Genomic DNA, 20737 nt, shown 5'->3' on the forward strand with positions numbered 1-20737 from the left:
TCTTTAAACACAGCATATAAAAAAGCCCATCTCAACAGGATGGGCTTTTTTAAATAACTCAGGTTCAGTTTTTCTTAATCACACTCACACGATCATTACGTGCAATACGCGACTGCTTTTCAGCGACTTTTTTCACTTTAGGAAAGCTGTACTGAGCACGATCATTTCGTATCACACGGCGGCTATCGACAAAAGGGTTGATATCGTATTGTGCGATCTGCTTTGAAACCTGCACTCGGTCATTACGCACCATTTTTTGCGTAGCGCTATCTGCCTGAGCAGATTGCATGAGGCCCATAGAGAGCAGCGAACCCATTACAGCGATCACTAAAGTTTTCATCTTACAATTCCCAATATTCAATGATCGCTATTATAGATTAATTATTTATCTTTAATTTATTTTAAAGATTAAAACATGGACGTTTTTATTTATGCCCTCTATCGAAAAACCAAATAAAAAAACCTCCCGAAGGAGGTTCATTTCATATCACGGTTACTTCAGCAATAAGCTGTTAATCCGTTTGATATATTGGGCTGGATCTTCGGGTAAACCACCTTCAGCAATCAACGCCTGATCAAAAATAACATTCGCCAAATCATCAAACTGCGCCGAGCTTTCTAATTTTTGCACCAAAGGATGGGATGGATTGATTTCCAAGACTGGTTTTGACTCTGGAACCGCTTGTCCTGCTTGTTTTAGCATGCGAACCAGTTGCGGTGATAACTCACCTTCAGCCACCACCAAACATGCAGGAGAATCAACTAAGCGTGTGGTTACACGAACCTCTGAGGTTTTGTCTTTGAGCGATGCTGACAATTTTTCAACCACTGGTTTAAATTGTTCCGCTGCGGCTTCAAGTGCTTTTTTCTCTTCAGCATCTTGCAAGTCACCTAAATCAACCGCACCTTTAGCGACGTTTTGTAATGGTGTGCCATCGAATTCAAATACAAATTCCATCGCCCACTCATCTACACGTTCGGTCATGAGCAAAACGTCGATGCCTTTTTTCTTGAACAATTCAAGTTGCGGAGAGTTTTTCGCTGCATTTAAACTATCAGCAGTCACATAGTAAATTGCCTTTTGGCCTTCTTTCATGTTGGCTTTATAGTCCGTCAATGACGTCACGACTTCATCGTTACTGGCAGTGGCAAAACGTAACAATTTTAAAATACGCTCTCGGTTTGCCATATCTTCGCCCAGTCCTTCTTTTAAAACTGAACCAAATTCTGCATAGAAGGTTTTAAATTTTTCTTGATCTGCAGCATCTTCCGATTTTGCCAAAGCATCAAGTACGGTCAAAATACGACGGGCGTTACCTTCGCGAATCGTTTTCACGTCGCGGCTTTCTTGCAATAATTCACGGCTCACATTCAGCGGCAAGTCTGCGCTATCCACCACACCTTGAACAAAACGTAAATAATTTGGAATCAAATTATCCGCATCATCCATGATAAATACACGTTTCACATAGAGCTTAATTCCTGCTTTAGCTTCACGTGTGAAAATATTGCTTGGTGCGCGAGATGGAATATAAAGTAACTGTGTATATTCAGTACTTCCCTCTACACGGTTGTGTGTCCACGCAAGCGGGGCTTCAAAATCATGGCTCAGGTTTTTATAAAACTCAGTATATTGTTCTTCACTGATCTCATTTTTATTACGCGTCCATAATGCACTTGCTGAGTTAATCGCTTCCCATTCATCCGTCAGATATTGACCAGGTTTTGCTTCTTCGCCTTCGGCAGCTTCCTCTTGTTGCCAAACTTCTTTCTGCATCTCAATTGGCAAACTAATATGATCAGAGTATTTATTAATAATCTGCTTAACTTTGTAACGATCTAAATAATCTAAAGCATCCTCGCGTAAATGCAAAATGATGTCGGTTCCACGTGAAGCCTTATCAATTGGCTCTACATCAAACTCACCTGTACCATTACTAACCCAACGTACCCCTTCAGCGGCATTTACCCCAGCACGACGTGATTCCACTGTAATTTTTTCAGCAACAATAAAACCTGAATAGAAGCCCACACCAAATTGACCAATCAATTGTGCATCTGACTTTTGATCACCCGTAAGCTTCGACATAAAATCTTTAGTGCCAGACTTAGCAATCGTACCCAAATGATCAATCGCTTCTTGTTGTGTCATACCAATACCATTATCCGAAATGGTAATTGTCTTCTGCTCTTTATTTAAATGAATACGCACATGTAAATCTGGATCATTTTCATAATATTCAGGATGATTAATCCCTTCAAAACGGAGTTTGTCACATGCATCCGAAGCATTGGACACTAACTCACGTAAGAAAATTTCTGGATTGGAATATAAAGAATGCGTTACCAAATGTAGTAACTGAGCTACTTCTGCTTGGAAGCTATGTTTTTGAGAATTTTGTTCGCTCATCCGTCTCTCCGTTCATATTATGTATTACGATTGAATGCTATATGAATGGAGGGACTTCACTATTTTTCAATAGGCTGAGTGGAAAAATTTTCACAGCATCGCACTCATTTTTAATGTTTAAAATGGCCCCTGCTTATACACACGGTCCATGTAAAGATCTAGTTTTTGCTGTCGCATTTTATATACATCGCTTAAACAACTGACATTGTCACGGCACTGATCGCGTAGTTGTAACCATTTTATTTGTTGATCTTGAATTGCACCACGTGTCCCCATGGGAACCAAATGACGAATAATCGTATAGGTCGTGGCCATTTTGACATCAGCATCATTAATACTACGGTTATCACAAACCGCATGTTCGGTAATGGTTTTCGCCTTTTTACAATCAAAACTTGCGGCATAACTTGTCGAAATAAAATAAGCACTGCCCAAGACCAGCATTCCCTGAATAATTTTTTTCATCGTCTTTTCTCTTCATCCAACTTGCTGATTTATTTCGACTCTAACAGTTCCACCTAAATTTTCTATTGCCTATTTGTTCAATTCGATCAACTGATGAATGGAGTATGCTGCATAAAAAACCCTGCCATTAGGCAGGGTTTTAAGATCAGCTACAGCTTAGAATTTGTAGCTATAACCAATTGTATACACCATAGGATCGATATCTAAATCAAAAGTTTCGACAACTGTTTGAACTTCAGGCTGGATTTGAGCATAACGTGCATCAAAGAATACGCCCCAGTTTTTAGCATCAGCTGGTTGGTAGTTAAAACCAACTTGGCCAGCAAAACCATAAGACTCTTTCACTTTAACCTTTGTGCCTTCTAGCACACCTGAACCATCTTCATCCCAAGCAACAAATGCTGTACCACCCACACCAATGTAAGGTGTAAAGCCAGTTGAATTTTTAAAGTTATATTTCGCAGTAATTGTTGGTGGAAGATGTTTCAATTTAACACCAGCAACTTTTGAACCCGCAGCTGTTACATCCACATCATGACTAATTGGTGTAGCTAATAGTAATTCAGCTGAAATGTTGTCATTAAAGAAATATTCTACAGACGGTGTAAATGCAAACTCATGATCTGCTTTTACATTTAAAGCACCATTAGCAATATCAGTATCTGCAGTTGGAGCAATTACAGAAGCACCAACTTTAACCTGCCATTGACCAGCCATCGCTGAAGCAGACATACCCAATAATGCAATAAGAGCAGCTTGTTTTAACATTTTAAAGCAACCTTCTAGAATGAATAATTAATATTAAACATTAGTATTAAAATTATGCAACATTATTATTTTATAAATTTTTACATTATTATATAAGTCATTATTAATTATATATATTTATTTTAATCATAGTGCAATGCTTGGTTTTATATTTTCACCGTTATAATTAATTTATTATTCATAATATACCAACCTTTTTAATCAGAATTAATAAAATGAATTATTTTAATCCAACCAAAATCCTCAGGATTAAATAACAAAAAAGGCGATTATATAATCGCCTTTTTTATTTATCTTTGAAAATTTTTTAGAGTACCATTGCGGCAATCCAACCAAAGATCATTAATGGAATATTGTAGTGAATGAAGGTCGGGACCACACTGTCTTTCATGTGGTCATGCTGACCATCCATATTAAGGCCTGATGTTGGGCCTAAAGTTGAGTCTGATGCCGGAGAACCTGCATCTCCTAAAGCTGCTGCTGTACCAATAATGGCAATCGTTGCCGCTGGGCTAAAACCAAATTGAATACAAAGTGGTACATAAATAATGGCCAAAATTGGGATTGTTGAGAATGAAGAACCAATACCTAAGGTAATTAATAGCCCTATCAATAGCATCCAAAATGCAGCTAAACCTCGGCTGTTTCCAATCCATTCAACCGAAGCTTGTACCAGTATTGGTACTTGATTCGTAGCCTCAATCACAGATGCAAAGCCCTGCGCAGAAATCATAATGAAACCAACCAGTGCCATCATGCGCATACCACTGATAATGACATCATCGGCTTCTTTCCACTTAAAAATACCTGCACAGCTTAAGATCGCAACACCAACCAGACCCGCCAAAATCATCGACTCAGATATGACTTGAACAGAAAGCGTAGCAACCACTGCAACCGCAGCCATAATCAAAGTAAATTTAGCGACTTGTGGTTTACCATTTTCATCTGCTTTTACATCAGATGAGATGGTGTGCTGTGATTCCTTAACCTGAACGTCAGCATACTCTCGTGGTTTACGGTAGCTATAAAAAACAGCAATTAATAAGCCAACAAACATCCCAAATACTGGAATTGCCATAGCAGTTGGAATTTGATCATAGCTGATGTTGAAACCGTATGGCTTACCAAAGGTATTGATGTTTTGACCTAAAATATCATTAAGGAAAATAGCACCAAAACCAAAAGGTACCAGCATATAAGTCGCCACAAGACCAAAAGTCAGAACACAAGCAATCAAACGACGGTCAAGTTTTAAATGATTAAATACGCTGAGTAATGGTGGAATTAATACTGGAATAAACGCAATGTGCACTGGAATCACGTTTTGTGAACATACGGCGGCTAAAGCGATAGTAGCGAAAATTACGTATTTCACGCGATTCTGGGCTTTCACATTACTGTTACCTTTGAGTTTAGTAATGAGTTGATAAGCCAGTAAATCTGGCAAACCTGAACGCGCAAGTGCCAAAGCAAATGCCCCCAACACGCCATAAGCAAGTGCGATTTGAGCACCGTTGCCTAAGCCACTATTAAACGCTTCGATGGTGCCATGAATACCAAGACCAGCTAACAAGCCACCTGTTACTGCACCAATGATCAGCGCAAATACAACAGGCACGCGTGCCTGCGACAGTCCAAACATGACTGTAATTGCGGCAAGAATAGCAAACATAAGAAAAAAGGGAGTCTGACAAAAAACCGTATTTTATCAGAATTTGCTCGCTATTTAGCCCCCTATCGATGAAACTGCCACTGTTGAACGATTTACTTAAAGCTGCTGTGATTGCGCAAATTGAGCGATGTAACTTGCAATTTTTTCGGGTTGGCTCAGCACGGCCCAATGATTTGCATTGACTTCAACCACGGATAAATTTTCCACCCATTTTGGCAATTCTTTAATATATTCTGGACTGACAAAAGTATCATATTTTAATACGATGGCTTGCACAGGACATATAGCATGACGTTGTCTTGGCTGCGTTAAACGAGGAGTAAAATTAGCACGGTAAAGCGCGATACCATATTTACCGTCATGTTGAATATTATGATTTAACGGCAATTGTTGAGTTCGTTCTAAATCATTAACAATTTTCCCCCATCGCTCTGCATTCAAAAAATGCCAAGCGGCAGGTGCAAGAAATGGTAATTGGAATACTCCGATATACCATGACTTGCTCAACAATTTGAGTAATTTTTTTTGCTGATGTTTAAAGTTATCTCTTAATAAAAATGCAGCATGGTCTAAGCATGGCCCAGATATGGTTGAATAAGACAAAATTCGCGATCTAAACTTTGCTTCTGTGACCGACTCCCAAGATTGAATTGAACCCCAGTCATGCGCAGCTAAGTGAAAACTACGCTCGCCTAATACCGCTTGCGTCACACTATCCAAATCAAGTGAAAGTTGTTCTAAACGGTAATCTCGTACTTTACGGGGCACAGAGGACTGCCCTGCACCTCGCACGTCATAGGTCACAATATAAAATTCAGAACCAAGATGCTCAATAACCGGTTCCCATACTTCCTGATTATCAGGATAACCATGAACCAAAACCAATGCCGGCTTAGTTTCATCACCCCATGTCTTCACATAAAGCCGTTGTTGATCTGTGGTATTCACCCATTGCGTATTTAGTGGTTGCATTCTTCTTGTCCTTTTATCGATTCCATCGAATTGACGTTTTATTTGTGAACATGGGCAATGTGATCAATGCCACAGTTTTGAAACTCATTTAGTATGCAAAGTTCAGCATAAAAAAAAATTGACCCAGTATGAGCTTAATCCAGAAAATAATGACAATGCCTATTGTCTCTAAATTCTTACTCAATCATTATGCCCCTTATAAAGGTGCTGGCATTTCGATTGATAAAATTGATCTCGCCAATTATCACATTCGCGTCAAAATGCCATTAACTCGTAAAAATCAAAATATCGTCGGTGTACATTTTGGCGGGAGTCTTTATTCAATGGTTGACCCATTTTATATGTTGATTTTGATGCATCACCTGGGCTCACGTTATATCGTGTGGGACAAAGCCGCAAATATCCAATTTTTATCCCCCGGACGTGGAACGGTATACGCTGACATCCAGCTCGCCCCAAATGAAATCAACCATATTAAAAACTTAGCAGATAACCACGCGCCTGTTCTACGGAACTATAGCTTAAATATTTTTGATGAAGCAGGCTTACGTATCGCTGAAGTTCAAAAAACTCTATACATTCGTCGCAAGCAACCCCGTCCACGCAAATAAAAAAGGCGCTTATCTTTAAGCGCCTTTTCATTCAAATTTATCGGATTAGATTAGCGATTTTGCTCAATTGCAGCACCTGCACCACCACCGATTGCACCGCCAATAGCAGCACCGGTGTTACCACCAAAGATACTTTTACCGACTGCAGAACCAATCGCACCACCTACACCACTATATGTGGCATTTCGGTTTGAACCGTTTTGAGTTTTACTGCCGACAGCTGCACCAGCACCCCCACCAACGGCTGCACCTACACCACCACCAACGTTGTTACCCACACCACCACCAATGGCACCACCTAAAGCTGCGGCACCAATACGTTGTTCATTTGGCGACATGCTTTCACAACCAGCAAGCATTAGGGTCGAAATCATCGCGACTGCGCATACGCTCATTACTTTTTTCATTGTGATGTTCCTTGTCTTCTTCAATACCTATGATTCTAAAACCATTGTATGAAACAATTAAATATAGCTTGTTACGGCTTGGAGCATAAATGCTGCATTTTGTAAAAAACGACGCCTAATCGCTCACAAATCACTCAGGATTTTCATCCAAAATCATCAAATCTTTTGTGGTTTCACCATTTTCAGTCAGCACAACATGAGAGAGTTTGGCTTTGCTTTCTGGATCTGTTGCCTGATCTAGTTTTAGCGTGCGTTTAATCGGGTCTTGCCCTTTCTTAAACTCTACACCTTCTGCATCAATATTGGTGTTTTGACGAATAATCTGACCGTCCTGCTTCACCGTAGTCTTGGTTTCAATTTTAGAGGTCGGGACGATGACACCACCACGCTGTAGTACAGGAATCGATAATTTCTTTTCAGAAAAATCACCTTGGTGATCAGAAAGTTCAATTTCACGTGCCACGATATCCTGACCTTTATTGGTCATTTCTAACACTGTTGCAGTCACTTGGCGTACAGGTTCTTGACCTGCAACACGGCGAATCACTTCTGTTTTTAGTACTGGAACTACAGCTTTATCTTCTACCACAATCGAATTGGGCATAGGTGCAGCAATCGCTGTCAATGAGCTGAATAATGCAGAAACTGCGAATAATTGCTGTGCGAATTTCATCAAAAGACCCCGTTATGTTTAAGTTTAAAAATCAAGAGATTTGTTATGTTCTATTTTTACTATAGGAAATAAATCAACATTAGGAAAGCTTTAATTTTCAATTCATCCGCATAAAAAAAGCCACCCAAAGGTGGCTTTTTTGAATAATTTAAGGGCTAATTAAAGACCGTTAAATTCATCGCTAAATGCTTGGCTTAATGCTTGATCTACATCAGAGAAATCATTGTGAAGCTCAAGCTCTGCAGCTTCAGACTCCTGACGACGACGTTCTAAGTGGTAAGCCAAACCTGTACCCGCTGGGATCAGACGACCTACAACTACGTTTTCTTTCAGACCACGTAATTCATCTTCTTTACCTGTTACAGCAGCTTCAGTTAACACACGAGTTGTTTCCTGGAACGATGCAGCAGAAATGAACGAGTCAGTAGAAAGCGACGCTTTGGTAATACCCATCAATTGACGTTCAAACTTCGCTGGAAACTTGTTCTGAGCTGCCACAGCTTGGTTTTCTTGAACAACGCGGATGTATTCCACTTGCTCGCCTTTGATGAAGCTTGTATCACCACCGTCAGTGATTTCAACTTTACGAAGCATTTGACGTACGATCACTTCAATATGCTTGTCGTTGATTTTTACACCTTGCAGACGGTATACGTCCTGAACTTCGTTCACGATGTAGTTTGTCAGTGCAACTTCGCCTTTCAAACGTAAGATGTCGTGTGGGTTTTGCGGACCATCAGAAATGGTTTCACCACGGTTCACATGCTCGCCTTCGAACACGTTAATCGTACGCCATTTCGGAATTAGCTCTTCGTAAATCTCAGAGCCATCATCCGGAGTAATCACAAGACGGTTCTTACCTTTGGTCTCTTTACCGAAGCTTACGATACCTGAAATTTCAGCAAGGATCGCATGTTCTTTCGGTTTACGTGCTTCGAACAAGTCAGCTACACGCGGTAGACCACCGGTAATATCACGTGTACGTGAAGATTCTTGTGGTACACGACCAATAACGTCACCAACACCAATTGTTTCGCCGTCGCGCACAGTCAGAATCGTGTTTTGTGGTAGGAAGTAGAACTGTTCGCCGCCATCTGTTGTATCCAATACAACAGCTGGACGCATATCTTTACCAGATGCTGGACGTGAAGTTACTGGAAGTACCTCAATAGTCGTCATACCTGTTGCATCATCAGTTTTCGATGTCACAGTTACGCCATCAGCGATTTGGCTGAAACGCACTTTACCTGCAACTTCGGTAACCAATGGATGTGTATGCGGATCCCAAGTCGCTACGATACCGCCAGCTTCCACAGCTTCGCCATCTTTAATGATGATTGAAGCACCGTATGGAATTTTGTAACGTTCGCGTTCACGACCGATGTCATCTGCGATACCGATTTCACCTGAACGTGAAGTTGATACCAAGTGACCTTTAGCGTGTTGTACTGTTTTCACATTGTGGAAACGTACTGTACCTTTGTTACGAACTTGTACGCTGTTAGCAGCAGAAGTTCGGCTCGCAGCACCACCTACGTGGAACGTACGCATTGTTAACTGTGTACCTGGCTCACCAATTGATTGAGCAGCCATTACACCCACAGATTCACCTGGATTCACCAAGTGACCGCGAGCAAGGTCACGACCGTAACATTTCGCACATACACCGAAAGTAGATTCACAGTTTACAACTGAACGTACTTTCACTTCATCGACACCTTGCTCTTCTAAGTAGTTTGCAAGTTTTTCGTCGATTAAAGTATTACGTGGAAGAATCACATCATCCGAACCTGGTTTCTTCGCATCTTCAGCAAGTACACGACCCAATACTCGAGTACCTAAGTTCTCGATGACATCGCCACCTTGAATGAACGGAGTCATTACAAGACCGTCGAAAGTACCACAATCTGGCTCAGTAATTACCAAGTCTTGTGCAACGTCAACCAAACGACGAGTCAAGTAACCTGAGTTCGCAGTTTTCAATGCAGTATCGGCCAAACCTTTACGTGCACCGTGTGTTGAAATGAAGTACTGAAGTACGGTCAAACCTTCACGGAAGTTCGCTTTAATTGGTGTTTCAATGATCGAACCATCTGGTTTCGCCATCAAACCACGCATACCCGCTAACTGACGAATCTGAGCTGCCGAACCACGGGCACCTGAGTCAGACATCATGTAGATCGAGTTGAATGATTTTTGTTTCTCGTCTTCACCCTGTTTGTTTTTAACAGTTGTGAAAGACAAGTTGTCCATCATCGCTTTCGCTACTTGGTCGTTTGTACGTGCCCAAATATCGACAACTTTGTTATAACGTTCGCCGGCAGTTACGAAACCTTGCTCGAATTGTTGTTCAATTTCGCGAACTTCAACTTCAGCTTTTTCGATAATTGCTTGTTTTTGTGGCGGAATCAACATGTCTTCCATACCAACAGACACACCTGAGTGAGTCGCTTGACGGAAGCCCAAGTACATCAATTGGTCAGCGAAGATAACAGTATCTTTTAGACCCAATTTACGGTAGCAAGAGTTGATCAATTTAGAGATGTTCTTTTTCGTCATCTCAACGTTGATTTGTTGGAAATCCATACCTTCAGGTACAACTTCCCAAAGTAAACAACGACCTGGAGTTGTGTCTACAACAATGGTTTGTTGTTCACGGTTACCATTTTCGTCAATGACTGTTTGGTGTACACGTGCTTTTACGCGAGCGTGTAAATCAACTTGACCTGTTGCAAGTGCACGGTTTACTTCGTCAGTATCCGCAAACACCATACCTTCACCTTTGGCATTGATCGCATCACGAGTGATGTAGTACAAGCCTAAGACAACGTCCTGAGAAGGTACGATGATTGGCTCACCGTTCGCAGGAGAAAGAATGTTGTTTGTTGACATCATTAACGCACGAGCTTCTAACTGAGCTTCAAGTGTTAATGGTACGTGTACCGCCATTTGGTCACCGTCGAAGTCGGCGTTAAATGCCGCACAAACTAACGGGTGAAGACGGATCGCTTTACCTTCAATCAGGGTTGGTTCAAATGCTTGAAGACCCAAACGGTGAAGTGTAGGCGCACGGTTCAACATCACTGGATGTTGACGAATTACGTGAGCAAGTACGTCCCAAACTTCTGGAGTTTCACGCTCAACCATTTTCTTCGCAGCTTTAATGGTTGTCGCTTGGCCAGATGCTTGTAGTTTCGCGAAAATGAATGGTTTAAATAATTCAAGTGCCATTTTTTTCGGAAGACCACATTGGTGCAGACGTAAAGTTGGACCTACAGTAATTACCGAACGACCAGAGTAATCGACACGTTTACCCAATAAGTTTTGACGGAAACGACCTTGTTTACCTTTGATCATGTCTGCCAAAGATTTAAGAGGACGTTTATTCGAACCAGTAATTGCGCGACCACGACGACCGTTATCAAGCAATGCATCAACAGACTCTTGTAACATACGTTTTTCGTTACGTACGATAATGTCTGGTGCTGCAAGGTCTAGTAGACGTTTTAAACGGTTGTTACGGTTGATTACACGACGGTAAAGATCGTTCAAGTCAGAAGTCGCAAAACGACCACCTTCTAGAGGAACCAACGGACGAAGATCAGGTGGAAGTACTGGAAGTACATTCATCACCATCCATTCTGGTTTGTTGTTCGACTCTTTGAACGCTTCCATCAATTTCAGACGTTTAGAAGCTTTTTTAAGCTTCGTTTCTGAAGTTGTATTTGGAATTTCTTCACGAAGACGTGAAATTTCAGCTTCAAGATCGATGTCTTTCAACAAATCTTGAACTGCTTCTGCACCCATTTTCGCAGTGAATTCATCACCGTGTTCTTCTAAAGCAGTGAAGTATTCTTCGTCGTTTAGAAGTTGGTATTTCTCAAGTGGAGTCATACCTGGGTCAGTTACAACGTATGATTCGAAATACAATACACGTTCGATATCACGTAAAGTCATGTCTAAAAGCAGACCGATACGGCTAGGAAGTGATTTTAAGAACCAAATATGTGCAACTGGAGAAGCAAGGTCAATATGACCCATACGCTCACGACGTACTTTTGCAGTTGTTACTTCAACGCCACATTTTTCACAAATGACGCCTTTGTATTTCATACGCTTGTATTTACCACACAAGCATTCGTAATCTTTTACTGGACCAAAGATTTTGGCACAGAATAAACCATCACGTTCAGGTTTGAACGTACGGTAGTTAATGGTTTCAGGCTTTTTAACTTCACCATGAGACCACGACTTAATCATTTCTGGTGACGCAAGACCAATACGGATGCGATCAAACTCTACAGGAGCATGACCGTCTGAATCCGTCTTTTTGCGCATGATATCGAGCAAGTCTTTCAATTTTTTTCTCCGTGTGTTGTGGAGATTTTCACTTCACAACTGGGTCACAAATATTGTTTTTTTAACTGAGAAATCCCCCTTGCCCCTCTTGATTAAAGAGGTGAGAAGCACTGCTTCACAAGGGAGATTCAATGGAGCTAATTAGTCACCATTTTTCAGTTCAATGTTGATACCTAAAGAACGGATCTCTTTGGTCAATACGTTGAACGATTCAGGCATACCTGGGTCCATGTAATGGTTACCATCTACAATGTTCTTATAGATACGGGTACGACCTTCAACGTCATCCGACTTCACAGTAAGCATTTCTTGAAGTGTGTATGCTGCACCGTAAGCTTCGAGTGCCCATACTTCCATCTCACCGAAACGCTGACCACCGAATTGTGCTTTACCACCAAGCGGCTGTTGAGTTACTAGAGAGTAAGAACCAGTAGAACGCGCATGCATCTTGTCGTCAACCAAGTGGTTCAGTTTCAACATGTACATGTAACCCACAGTTACTGGACGGTCAAAACGTTCACCTGTACGACCATCATACAATACTGTTTGACCAGTACGTGAAATGCCACCAAGTTCTAACAATTCTTTGATTTGTGATTCTTCAGCACCATCAAATACCGGTGTTGCTAAAGGAACACCTTTACGCAAGTTACCTGAAAGCACCAAGATTTCTTCATCAGTCAAGCTATCAAGATCTTCTTGTTCGCCACCAACTTTGTTGTAAATCTTGTCTAAGAAATCACGAAGCTCAAGTACAGTACGTTGCTCTTTCATCATCTTGTCGATTTGATCGCCAAGACCTTTAGCCGCCATACCTAAGTGAGTTTCAAGAATCTGACCCACGTTCATACGTGATGGCACACCCAGTGGGTTAAGTACAACATCAACTGGAACACCGTTTGCATCGTGTGGCATGTCTTCTACAGGTAGGATGTTAGATACAACACCTTTGTTACCGTGACGACCCGCCATTTTATCACCCGGTTGGATGCGACGTTTTACAGCCAAGTAAACTTTAACAACTTTCAATACGCCAGTTGTCAGTTCATCACCTGTAGAAAGTTTGCGTTTTTTCTCTGCAAATTTCTCGTCAATTTCAAGGCTCTTCTCTTTCAAGAACACTTGAATTTGAGTTAAACGTTCAGCAATCGCTTCGTCGACTGGTTGGATTTCAATAAGATCAACCAACTCAAGACCAGACAATAACTCTTCAGTTAATTTGTCACCGCGTTTAGTTGTACCGCCACCGTTAGATTCTTGACCTTTCAATAGACGAACAATACGTTCACGAGCCGCTTCTTCGAAGATTTTGTATTCTTCTTTCAAGTCTTTACGGTAAGCATCAAGTTGTGCTTTCTCAATTGCTTGAGCACGTTCGTCTTTTTCAAGACCGTCACGTGTAAATACTTGAACGTCAATTACAGTACCTTTCACAGATGAAGATACGCGTAATGAAGAGTCTTTTACGTCAGCCGCTTTTTCACCGAAGATTGCACGAAGCAATTTTTCTTCCGGAGTTAACTGCGTTTCACCTTTAGGCGTTACTTTACCGACAAGAATGTCACCCGCAGTAACTTCAGCACCGATATAAACGATACCTGATTCATCCAATTTAGAAAGTGCAGCTTCACCCACGTTCGGGATATCCGCTGTAATTTCTTCAGCACCCAATTTGGTATCACGTGCAACACATGAAAGCTCTTGGATGTGGATAGACGTTAAACGATCTTCTTGAAGTACACGCTCTGAAAGTAAGATCGAGTCTTCGTAGTTATAACCGTTCCAAGTCATGAACGCTACACGCATGTTTTGACCCAATGCCAATTCACCGCCATCTGTTGATGGACCATCAGCAAGAACGTCACCACGTGCAACTTTGTCACCTAAACGTACAACAACGTTTTGGTTGATACATGTATTTTGGTTCGAACGGGTGTATTTGATCAGGTTGTAGATATCTACACCTGCTTCGCCTGCCACCATCTCTTCTTCGTTTACACGAATAACGACACGAGAAGCATCAACGAACTCAATACGACCACCACGTTTCGCAAGTACACAAACACCCGAGTCATGCGCTACGTTTGCTTCCATACCTGTACCAACAAGCGGTTTGTCAGCACGTAAAGTAGGAACAGCCTGACGCTGCATGTTTGAACCCATCAATGCACGGTTGGCATCATCGTGTTCAAGGAACGGAATAAGTGATGCCGCTACAGATACAACCTGCTGAGCAGATACATCCATATGCGTTACTTTTTCTGGTGGAATACGTACGAATTCACCTTGGTGACGTACAGATACGAATTCTTCAGTTAAGTTACCGTCTTTATCGATACCAGAATCGGCCTGTGCAATCACAGTACCTACTTCTTCAATCGCAGAAAGGTATTCAACTTCATCCGTTACACGACCATCAACAACTTTACGGTATGGAGTTTCCAAGAAACCGAAGTTATTACATTTCGCATAAACAGAAAGTGAGTTGATCAAACCAATGTTTGGACCTTCAGGAGTCTCAATTGGACATACACGACCGTAGTGAGTTTGATGTACGTCACGTACTTCGAAGCCCGCACGTTCACGAGTCAAACCACCTGGGCCCAATGCTGATACACGACGTTTGTGTGTAATTTCAGACAATGGGTTGTTTTGGTCCATGAACTGAGACAACTGGCTTGAACCAAAGAATTCTTTGATTGCCGCAGCAACTGGTTTCGCATTGATTAAATCTTGCGGAGACAAGTTATCAGTTTCAGCTTGAGATAAACGTTCTTTAACAGCACGTTCAACACGAACTAGACCAACACGGAATTGGTTTTCTGTCATTTCACCAACAGAACGAACACGACGGTTACCCAAGTGATCGATATCGTCGACTTCACCTTTACCGTTGCGGATTTCAACTAATGTTTTCAATACATCAGTGATGTCTTCGTTCGAAAGAATGCCTTCAACTTCACGAGACTTCTGATCCGTACCCACTTCGTAAGGACGACCCAAACGACGGTTGAACTTCATACGACCTACTGGTGATAAGTCATAACGTTCAGAAGAGAAGAACAAGTTGTTGAATAAGTTTTCAGCAGCTTCTTTTGTTGGTGGCTCACCCGGACGCATCACTTTGTAGATTTCTACAAGTGCTTCCTCACGACCAGTTGTAGTATCTGCACGTAAAGAGTCCGCAATGAATGGACCACGGTCGATGTCATTGGTATAAAGTACGTTGAATTGTTTAACGCCGCCTTCAGCCAATTTCACCATAATTTCATGGCTAAGTACGGTATTTGCCGCAACAACTTCGCCATCACGTAACGTTACATCTTCAGCAACGATACGTTCATATAGGTATTCATCAGGAACAGAAAGTTTTTCAAGACCTGCTGCTTCCATTTGGCGAACATGGCGCGCGTTAATACGTTTACCTTGTTCAACAATTGTTTTACCGTCTGTACCCACGATATCAAACTGTGCCATTTCGCCACGTAGACGTTCTGGAACCAAGTCAATTTGATAGCTACCCATATCAAGATATACAGGTACTTTTTCGTAGAACATGTCTAGGATTTGTTCGTTGTTATAACCCAAGGCACGAAGCACAACAGTCGCAAGCAATTTACGACGACGGTCAATACGAACATAGACAAGATCTTTTGCATCGAATTCAAAGTCTAACCATGAACCACGGTAAGGAATGATACGAGCAGAATAAAGAACTTTACCGCTAGAGTGAGTTTTGCCTTTATCGTGGTCAAAGAACACACCTGGTGAACGGTGTAATTGAGATACGATTACACGCTCAGTACCATTGATCACAAAGGTACCGTTGTCTGTCATAAGTGGCATTTCACCCATGTAGACTTCTTGCTCACGCACATCTTTGATTGTTTTGGTTTCGCGATCTTTAATGATCAGACGAATTTTTACACGCATTGGCGCCGCATAAGTTGAGCCACGAAGAATACATTCGCGCACATCAAATTCAGGCTTACCAAGACTATACTCAACAAATTCTAAAGCAGCATTGCCAGAATAACTTTCAATAGGAAAAACTGAACGAAATGCGGCTTGGAGACCGATATCTTCGCGGTTTTTTGGAGTTTTGCCGTCTTGAAGGAAAGTTCGGTACGAGTCGACTTGAATCGCGAGCAAGTACGGAACATCCATTACCTTGGGCAATTTACCAAAATTCTTACGGATCCGTTTCTTTTCGGTATATGAGTATGCCATCTGGAGTCCTCGGAAAGTAAACTAAGTGCGCCTGCAGAACGAACTTAGAAGGAATTACGCAGGCCGATATGGCCACCACTTTCACAAATGCTGCAATTTTTAGTGGTATTAAAACGCTTAACAATATTTTTTTACTGAAAAATATTGGTAAGCGTTTGGTTTTATAAATTATTTTTAATTTGTATGATTTTTATATCATGCAAACAAAAATCGAGCCGATTATTGTAACGCAAAAAGGCTGATGACCCAAGGGCCACCAGCCATTTTTTGGAGCCGATTATAAAAAAATCGACTCCCCTTAAGATTACTTAAGTGTAACTGTAGCACCAGCTTCTTCAAGTTTTTTCTTAAGTTCTTCGCCTTCTTCTTTAGAAACGCCTTCTTTAAGAACTGAAGGAGCGCTTTCAACAAGATCTTTAGCTTCTTTAAGACCAAGGCCAGTAGCTTCACGAACTGCTTTAATTACAGCAACTTTGTTAGCACCGAAAGAAGTCAGCTCAACGTTGAATTCTGACTGTTCTTCAGCAGCAGCACCAGCAGCGCCAGGAGCAGCAGCAACTGCTACAGCAGCAGCAGATACGTTGAATTTTTCTTCGAAAGCAGAAATAAGTTCAACAAGTTCAAGAACAGTTTTTTCAGCAACTGCGTTTAAGATTTCTTCGTTTGTTAAAGCCATGAGAGTAACTCCAAATGGGTATTGAATGGTGTGTAAATTGATTTAAGCTTAAGCAGCTTCTGACTCGTTTTTCTCTTTGAGCGCTGTAATAAGGCGACCCAATTTCGAAATAGGAGCTTGAAGAACGCTTGCAAGCATAGTAAGCGCTTTCTCTTGGTTTGGAAGGTTCGCGATAACGCTAACTTCAGCACCTTGATAAACTTTACCGTCAAATGCAGCAGCTTTAAGTTCAAATGCTTTATTAGTTTTAGCAAATTCTTCGAACAAACGAGCAGCTGCGCCCATGTCGTCTTCAGAAGTTGAGAAAGCTAAGATTGTTGGGCCAACAAGGTTGTCGCTCAAGATATTGAATTGAGTATCTTGAAGAGCACGTTTAGCCAAAGTGTTACGAACTACGCGAGTAGCAACACCTAGTTTACGAGCTTCAACACGTAGAGCAGTTAATTGCTCAACAGTTAAACCTTGATAGTCAGCAACAACAGCAGCATACGCAGTAGAAGCAACTTCAGTTACTTCAGCTACGATCTGTTTTTTGCCTTCGATAAGAAGAGCCATTGTAAAACCTCCTAACGGTGATTTATGCACCTATACAGATGCACTCCCAATTCGTTAGCTCATCACTGAACCAACACGCGGAGGAGGAACAAATCACACCACCGCGTCTACTCAGGCTGGGCTATTAAGAAGAAAGCATAAAACTCCCCTCGCCTGAGGTCTTTGACGCTGATAAATCTAAATTTATCAATTCAAAGTTTGCCTGAATTACGCAATATACGACGAAGCGTTTCTTGCGTAATATTTAAAGCAGCGCTTTAAATATTACTCAGGGCTTTAAAATTCTGTAATAAGTCGAAACTTATTTAGAAACGTTTGCTACATCAACAACAAGACCAGGACCCATAGTTGAGCTTAAAGTGATCTTTTGGATGTAAACACCTTTAGAAGTAGCAGGTTTTGCTTTCTTAAGGTCAGCTACAAGAGCTTCAACGTTTGAACGAACAGCTTCAGCAGTGAAACCTACTTGACCGATCGCAGCGTGGATAATACCAGCTTTGTCTACACGGTAACGCGCTTGACCAGCTTTCGCGTTTTTAACAGCAGAAGCTACGTCAGGAGTTACAGTACCCACTTTAGGGTTTGGCATTAAGCCACGTGGACCAAGAATCGTACCCAACTTACCAACAACGCGCATTGCATCCGGAGCTGCAATTACTACGTCAAAGTCAAGGTTACCCGCTTGGATGCTTTCAGCAAGATCATCAAAACCAACAACGTCCGCGCCTTCAGCTTTAGCAGCTTCAGCAGCAGCGCCTTGAGCAAACACAGCTACACGTACAGTTTTACCAGTACCTGCAGGAAGTGTAGTCGCGCCACGAACAACTTGGTCAGATTTACGAGGATCAACACCTAGGTTTACAGCAACATCCAAAGATTCTTTGAATTTTACTGCTGGAAGGCCGTTAAGAACTGCAACTGCTTCTTCCAAAGTGTAAACTTTGTTAGCTTCAACAGCAGCAACAATGGCTTTTTGACGTTTAGTTAATTTAGCCATGTCTTATAACTCCACTTCCAAGCCCATAGAACGCGCAGAACCAGCAATGGTACGTACACGTGCGTCTAAATCAGCACCAGTAAGATCTGGTTCTTTAGTAGTCGCAATTTCTTCTAATTGAGCGCGAGTCAACTTACCAACTTTAGTCTTGTTAGGTACAGCTGAACCCTTTTGGATGCCCGCAGCTTTCTTAAGAAGAATCGCAGCAGGAGGAGTTTTCATGATGAATGTGAACGACTTGTCGTTGTACACAGTGATCACTACTGGAATTGGAAGACCAGCTTCAACTTTTTGTGTCGCAGCATTGAATTCTTTACAGAATGCCATGATGTTAACACCACGTTGACCTAGTGCAGGACCAATCGGTGGAGATGGATTTGCTTTACCAGCTGGAACTTGCAGCTTGATATAGCCGTCAATCTTCTTAGCCATTTCAATTACCTCTGGGTACTAACGCCGCTAGGCTCCCCATACATTTAAGTAACGATACCGTTACAACAACAATGCCCGACTCATAACAAATCGGGCGTTTATCAACCAAGTTAAATTAAACTGATTTTTCGACTTGGCGAAATTCCAGTTCAACTTGAGTTGGTCGATTAAATACATTAATCGTCAACGTTAAACGTGACTTATCGTATAGAACTTCTTCCACCACGCCTTTAAAGTCGGTGAATGGACCGTCAATTACGAGTAATTCTTCACCTGGTTCAAACATCGTCTTAGGACGAGGTGCTTCGCCAGTATTGCGTACACGTGCAAGAATCGCATCAGCTTCTTTTTGCGTAATTGGTGCAGGTTTTTCTGCAGTACCACCAATGAAACCTAATACTTTTGGACATTCTTTAACAATGTGCCAAGTTTCATCATTCATTTCCATTTCGACTAACACATAGCCTGGAAAGAATTTACGCTCAGATTTACGTTTCTTACCATCCTTCATTTCCACTACTTCTTCAGTAGGGACAAGGACTTCACCAAAGCTATCGGCTACAGCGCTACGCTGGATTCGATCATTAAGTGAGCGTAACACTTGTTTTTCATAGCCTGAATAGGCATGAATAATGTACCAACGTTTCATAGCTCTCTTACCCGATAATAAACTTCATTAACCAGCTCAAAGCATAGTCAAAGCACCATAATAAAATAGATGCCACTAAGACTACCGCAAGTACCTGCCAAGATGTGGTCATGGTCTCTTGCTTGGTTGGCCAAGTCACTCGACGTAACTCAATTCGAGCATCTTTCAACAATCGAACAAAGCCTTTGCCTTGATGGGTGGCGTATAATAAACCTAAAGCCACGATAATACAAGCCAAAATTACCCCAACACGGACCCAGACATCATTCGCTGGTGCCCAGTATGCTGGCAAATGTTGATTCACCATCATAGAACTACCGAGTAAAATCAACGCGATAACCCACAGAACATAGTCTAAAGGGGAACCAGAATTAACAACTTCAGCAGGATTATTTCTTTGAGGAATTGGCGCGTCGCTTAATGCGTCACGCGATTTATCATTCGACATTTTTGTACTCGTCGTAGGATTCGCGACTTATTATATGACCAGTTGAGCCAGCATCAAGCTTCTTTTTAAAAAAATTTGGCAGGCCAGGAGGGACTCGAACCCCCAACATTCGGTTTTGGAGACCGACGCTCTACCAATTGAACTACTGACCTGCAGAGCAAATCGAGAGTCGAAACTCTCGATCTGTACAAAGATAACTGTATTATATTATGCAGTTACTTTAGAAACAACACCCGCACCAACTGTACGGCCACCTTCACGGATCGCGAAGCGTAAGCCAGCATCCATTGCGATTGGGTGGATTAATTCTACTGACATTTCTACGTTGTCACCAGGCATAACCATTTCAACGCCTTCTTTAAGCGCGATCGCACCAGTTACGTCAGTTGTACGGAAGTAGAACTGTGGAC

At 41.7% G+C, this 20737-nt stretch carries 17 protein-coding genes, 1 tRNA gene and 1 pseudogene; 1 reads left to right on the forward strand and 18 read right to left on the reverse strand.

All coding sequences use genetic code 11. The features are described from left to right. Positions 1-64: 64 nt before the first annotated feature. From FTU37_RS03530 to FTU37_RS03555, 6 genes are all read right to left on the reverse strand, one after another. Positions 65-340: a hypothetical protein gene (locus FTU37_RS03530; RefSeq protein ID WP_180089637.1), complete on the reverse strand. Its 276-nt coding sequence runs from the start codon at positions 338-340 to the stop codon at positions 65-67. 153 nt (positions 341-493) lie between these two features. Next, positions 494-2410, reverse strand: coding sequence for a molecular chaperone HtpG (gene htpG / locus FTU37_RS03535; protein ID WP_180123783.1), 1917 nt, complete (start codon positions 2408-2410; stop codon positions 494-496). A gap of 117 nt (positions 2411-2527) precedes the next feature. Further along, positions 2528-2875 (reverse strand): lysozyme inhibitor LprI family protein, encoded by a 348-nt coding sequence (locus FTU37_RS03540; RefSeq protein ID WP_078189819.1) that lies wholly within the window; start codon positions 2873-2875, stop codon positions 2528-2530. A 156-nt stretch (positions 2876-3031) separates the two neighbouring features. Further along, on the reverse strand, positions 3032-3643 hold the full coding sequence (locus tag FTU37_RS03545; RefSeq protein ID WP_111885838.1) for an OmpW family protein: 612 nt from the start codon (positions 3641-3643) through the stop codon (positions 3032-3034). Positions 3644-3950: 307 nt separating this feature from the next. Beyond that, entirely contained in the window at positions 3951-5318 is a 1368-nt protein-coding gene (locus FTU37_RS03550; RefSeq protein WP_180123784.1) for a Na+/H+ antiporter family protein, read from the reverse strand. A gap of 96 nt (positions 5319-5414) precedes the next feature. Next, positions 5415-6290: an alpha/beta fold hydrolase gene (locus FTU37_RS03555; protein WP_180007045.1), complete on the reverse strand. Its 876-nt coding sequence runs from the start codon at positions 6288-6290 to the stop codon at positions 5415-5417. 128 nt (positions 6291-6418) lie between these two features. Between FTU37_RS03555 and FTU37_RS03560 the strand changes: the two genes are divergently transcribed. Then, positions 6419-6901 carry a DUF4442 domain-containing protein gene (locus FTU37_RS03560; RefSeq protein WP_180123785.1) on the forward strand — a complete coding sequence of 161 codons (483 nt, stop codon included), beginning with the start codon at positions 6419-6421 and terminating at the stop codon, positions 6899-6901. Between the two features lie 50 nt (positions 6902-6951). Here FTU37_RS03560 and FTU37_RS03565 read toward each other — a convergent pair whose 3' ends face one another. From FTU37_RS03565 to tuf, 12 genes and pseudogenes are all read right to left on the reverse strand, one after another. Then, positions 6952-7308, reverse strand: a complete 357-nt coding sequence (locus tag FTU37_RS03565; protein ID WP_180007041.1) for a DNA transfer protein p32 — start codon at positions 7306-7308, stop codon at positions 6952-6954. 130 nt (positions 7309-7438) lie between these two features. Next, on the reverse strand, positions 7439-7981 hold the full coding sequence (locus tag FTU37_RS03570) for a hypothetical protein (protein WP_180123786.1): 543 nt from the start codon (positions 7979-7981) through the stop codon (positions 7439-7441). 159 nt (positions 7982-8140) lie between these two features. Beyond that, positions 8141-12340: a DNA-directed RNA polymerase subunit beta' gene (rpoC, locus tag FTU37_RS03575; RefSeq protein ID WP_078192842.1), complete on the reverse strand. Its 4200-nt coding sequence runs from the start codon at positions 12338-12340 to the stop codon at positions 8141-8143. A gap of 141 nt (positions 12341-12481) precedes the next feature. Then, on the reverse strand, positions 12482-16570 hold the full coding sequence (gene rpoB / locus FTU37_RS03580; RefSeq protein WP_168377992.1) for a DNA-directed RNA polymerase subunit beta: 4089 nt from the start codon (positions 16568-16570) through the stop codon (positions 12482-12484). A gap of 304 nt (positions 16571-16874) precedes the next feature. After that, positions 16875-17246 (reverse strand): 50S ribosomal protein L7/L12, encoded by a 372-nt coding sequence (rplL, locus tag FTU37_RS03585; protein WP_078189828.1) that lies wholly within the window; start codon positions 17244-17246, stop codon positions 16875-16877. A gap of 48 nt (positions 17247-17294) precedes the next feature. Further along, complete coding sequence (gene rplJ / locus FTU37_RS03590) at positions 17295-17801, reverse strand: 50S ribosomal protein L10 (protein ID WP_078189829.1); 507 nt, start codon at positions 17799-17801, stop codon at positions 17295-17297. Between the two features lie 301 nt (positions 17802-18102). Beyond that, positions 18103-18798: a 50S ribosomal protein L1 gene (gene rplA / locus FTU37_RS03595; RefSeq protein ID WP_078189830.1), complete on the reverse strand. Its 696-nt coding sequence runs from the start codon at positions 18796-18798 to the stop codon at positions 18103-18105. A 3-nt stretch (positions 18799-18801) separates the two neighbouring features. After that, the gene (gene rplK, locus FTU37_RS03600) at positions 18802-19230 is read right to left on the reverse strand and encodes a 50S ribosomal protein L11 (protein WP_004868049.1); all 429 of its coding nucleotides are present in this window, start codon (positions 19228-19230) and stop codon (positions 18802-18804) included. Positions 19231-19345: 115 nt separating this feature from the next. Then, the gene (nusG, locus tag FTU37_RS03605; protein ID WP_078189831.1) at positions 19346-19879 is read right to left on the reverse strand and encodes a transcription termination/antitermination protein NusG; all 534 of its coding nucleotides are present in this window, start codon (positions 19877-19879) and stop codon (positions 19346-19348) included. A gap of 7 nt (positions 19880-19886) precedes the next feature. Continuing rightward, positions 19887-20327: a preprotein translocase subunit SecE gene (secE, locus tag FTU37_RS03610; RefSeq protein ID WP_078189832.1), complete on the reverse strand. Its 441-nt coding sequence runs from the start codon at positions 20325-20327 to the stop codon at positions 19887-19889. 76 nt (positions 20328-20403) lie between these two features. Continuing rightward, positions 20404-20479: transfer RNA gene (locus tag FTU37_RS03615), tRNA-Trp, on the reverse strand. A 55-nt stretch (positions 20480-20534) separates the two neighbouring features. Beyond that, positions 20535-20737, reverse strand: a pseudogene (tuf, locus tag FTU37_RS03620) (elongation factor Tu); the annotation flags it as partial.

This window comes from Acinetobacter sp. YH12097, assembly GCF_013419225.1.
GTDB lineage: Bacteria > Pseudomonadota > Gammaproteobacteria > Pseudomonadales > Moraxellaceae > Acinetobacter > Acinetobacter amyesii.

What these genes read in the sequence shown, in the direction of transcription:
- FTU37_RS03530 (WP_180089637.1), bottom strand. Translation starts at nt 340, where the DNA reads ATGAAAACTTTAGTGATCGCTGTAATGGGTTCGCTGCTCTCTATGGGC.
- htpG (WP_180123783.1), bottom strand. Translation starts at nt 2,410, where the DNA reads ATGAGCGAACAAAATTCTCAAAAACATAGCTTCCAAGCAGAAGTAGCT.
- FTU37_RS03540 (WP_078189819.1), bottom strand. Translation starts at nt 2,875, where the DNA reads ATGAAAAAAATTATTCAGGGAATGCTGGTCTTGGGCAGTGCTTATTTT.
- FTU37_RS03545 (WP_111885838.1), bottom strand. Translation starts at nt 3,643, where the DNA reads ATGTTAAAACAAGCTGCTCTTATTGCATTATTGGGTATGTCTGCTTCA.
- FTU37_RS03550 (WP_180123784.1), bottom strand. Translation starts at nt 5,318, where the DNA reads ATGTTTGCTATTCTTGCCGCAATTACAGTCATGTTTGGACTGTCGCAG.
- FTU37_RS03555 (WP_180007045.1), bottom strand. Translation starts at nt 6,290, where the DNA reads ATGCAACCACTAAATACGCAATGGGTGAATACCACAGATCAACAACGG.
- FTU37_RS03560 (WP_180123785.1), top strand. Translation starts at nt 6,419, where the DNA reads ATGAGCTTAATCCAGAAAATAATGACAATGCCTATTGTCTCTAAATTC.
- FTU37_RS03565 (WP_180007041.1), bottom strand. Translation starts at nt 7,308, where the DNA reads ATGAAAAAAGTAATGAGCGTATGCGCAGTCGCGATGATTTCGACCCTA.
- FTU37_RS03570 (WP_180123786.1), bottom strand. Translation starts at nt 7,981, where the DNA reads ATGAAATTCGCACAGCAATTATTCGCAGTTTCTGCATTATTCAGCTCA.
- rpoB (WP_168377992.1), bottom strand. Translation starts at nt 16,570, where the DNA reads ATGGCATACTCATATACCGAAAAGAAACGGATCCGTAAGAATTTTGGT.
- rplL (WP_078189828.1), bottom strand. Translation starts at nt 17,246, where the DNA reads ATGGCTTTAACAAACGAAGAAATCTTAAACGCAGTTGCTGAAAAAACT.
- rplJ (WP_078189829.1), bottom strand. Translation starts at nt 17,801, where the DNA reads ATGGCTCTTCTTATCGAAGGCAAAAAACAGATCGTAGCTGAAGTAACT.
- rplA (WP_078189830.1), bottom strand. Translation starts at nt 18,798, where the DNA reads ATGGCTAAATTAACTAAACGTCAAAAAGCCATTGTTGCTGCTGTTGAA.
- rplK (WP_004868049.1), bottom strand. Translation starts at nt 19,230, where the DNA reads ATGGCTAAGAAGATTGACGGCTATATCAAGCTGCAAGTTCCAGCTGGT.
- nusG (WP_078189831.1), bottom strand. Translation starts at nt 19,879, where the DNA reads ATGAAACGTTGGTACATTATTCATGCCTATTCAGGCTATGAAAAACAA.
- secE (WP_078189832.1), bottom strand. Translation starts at nt 20,327, where the DNA reads ATGTCGAATGATAAATCGCGTGACGCATTAAGCGACGCGCCAATTCCT.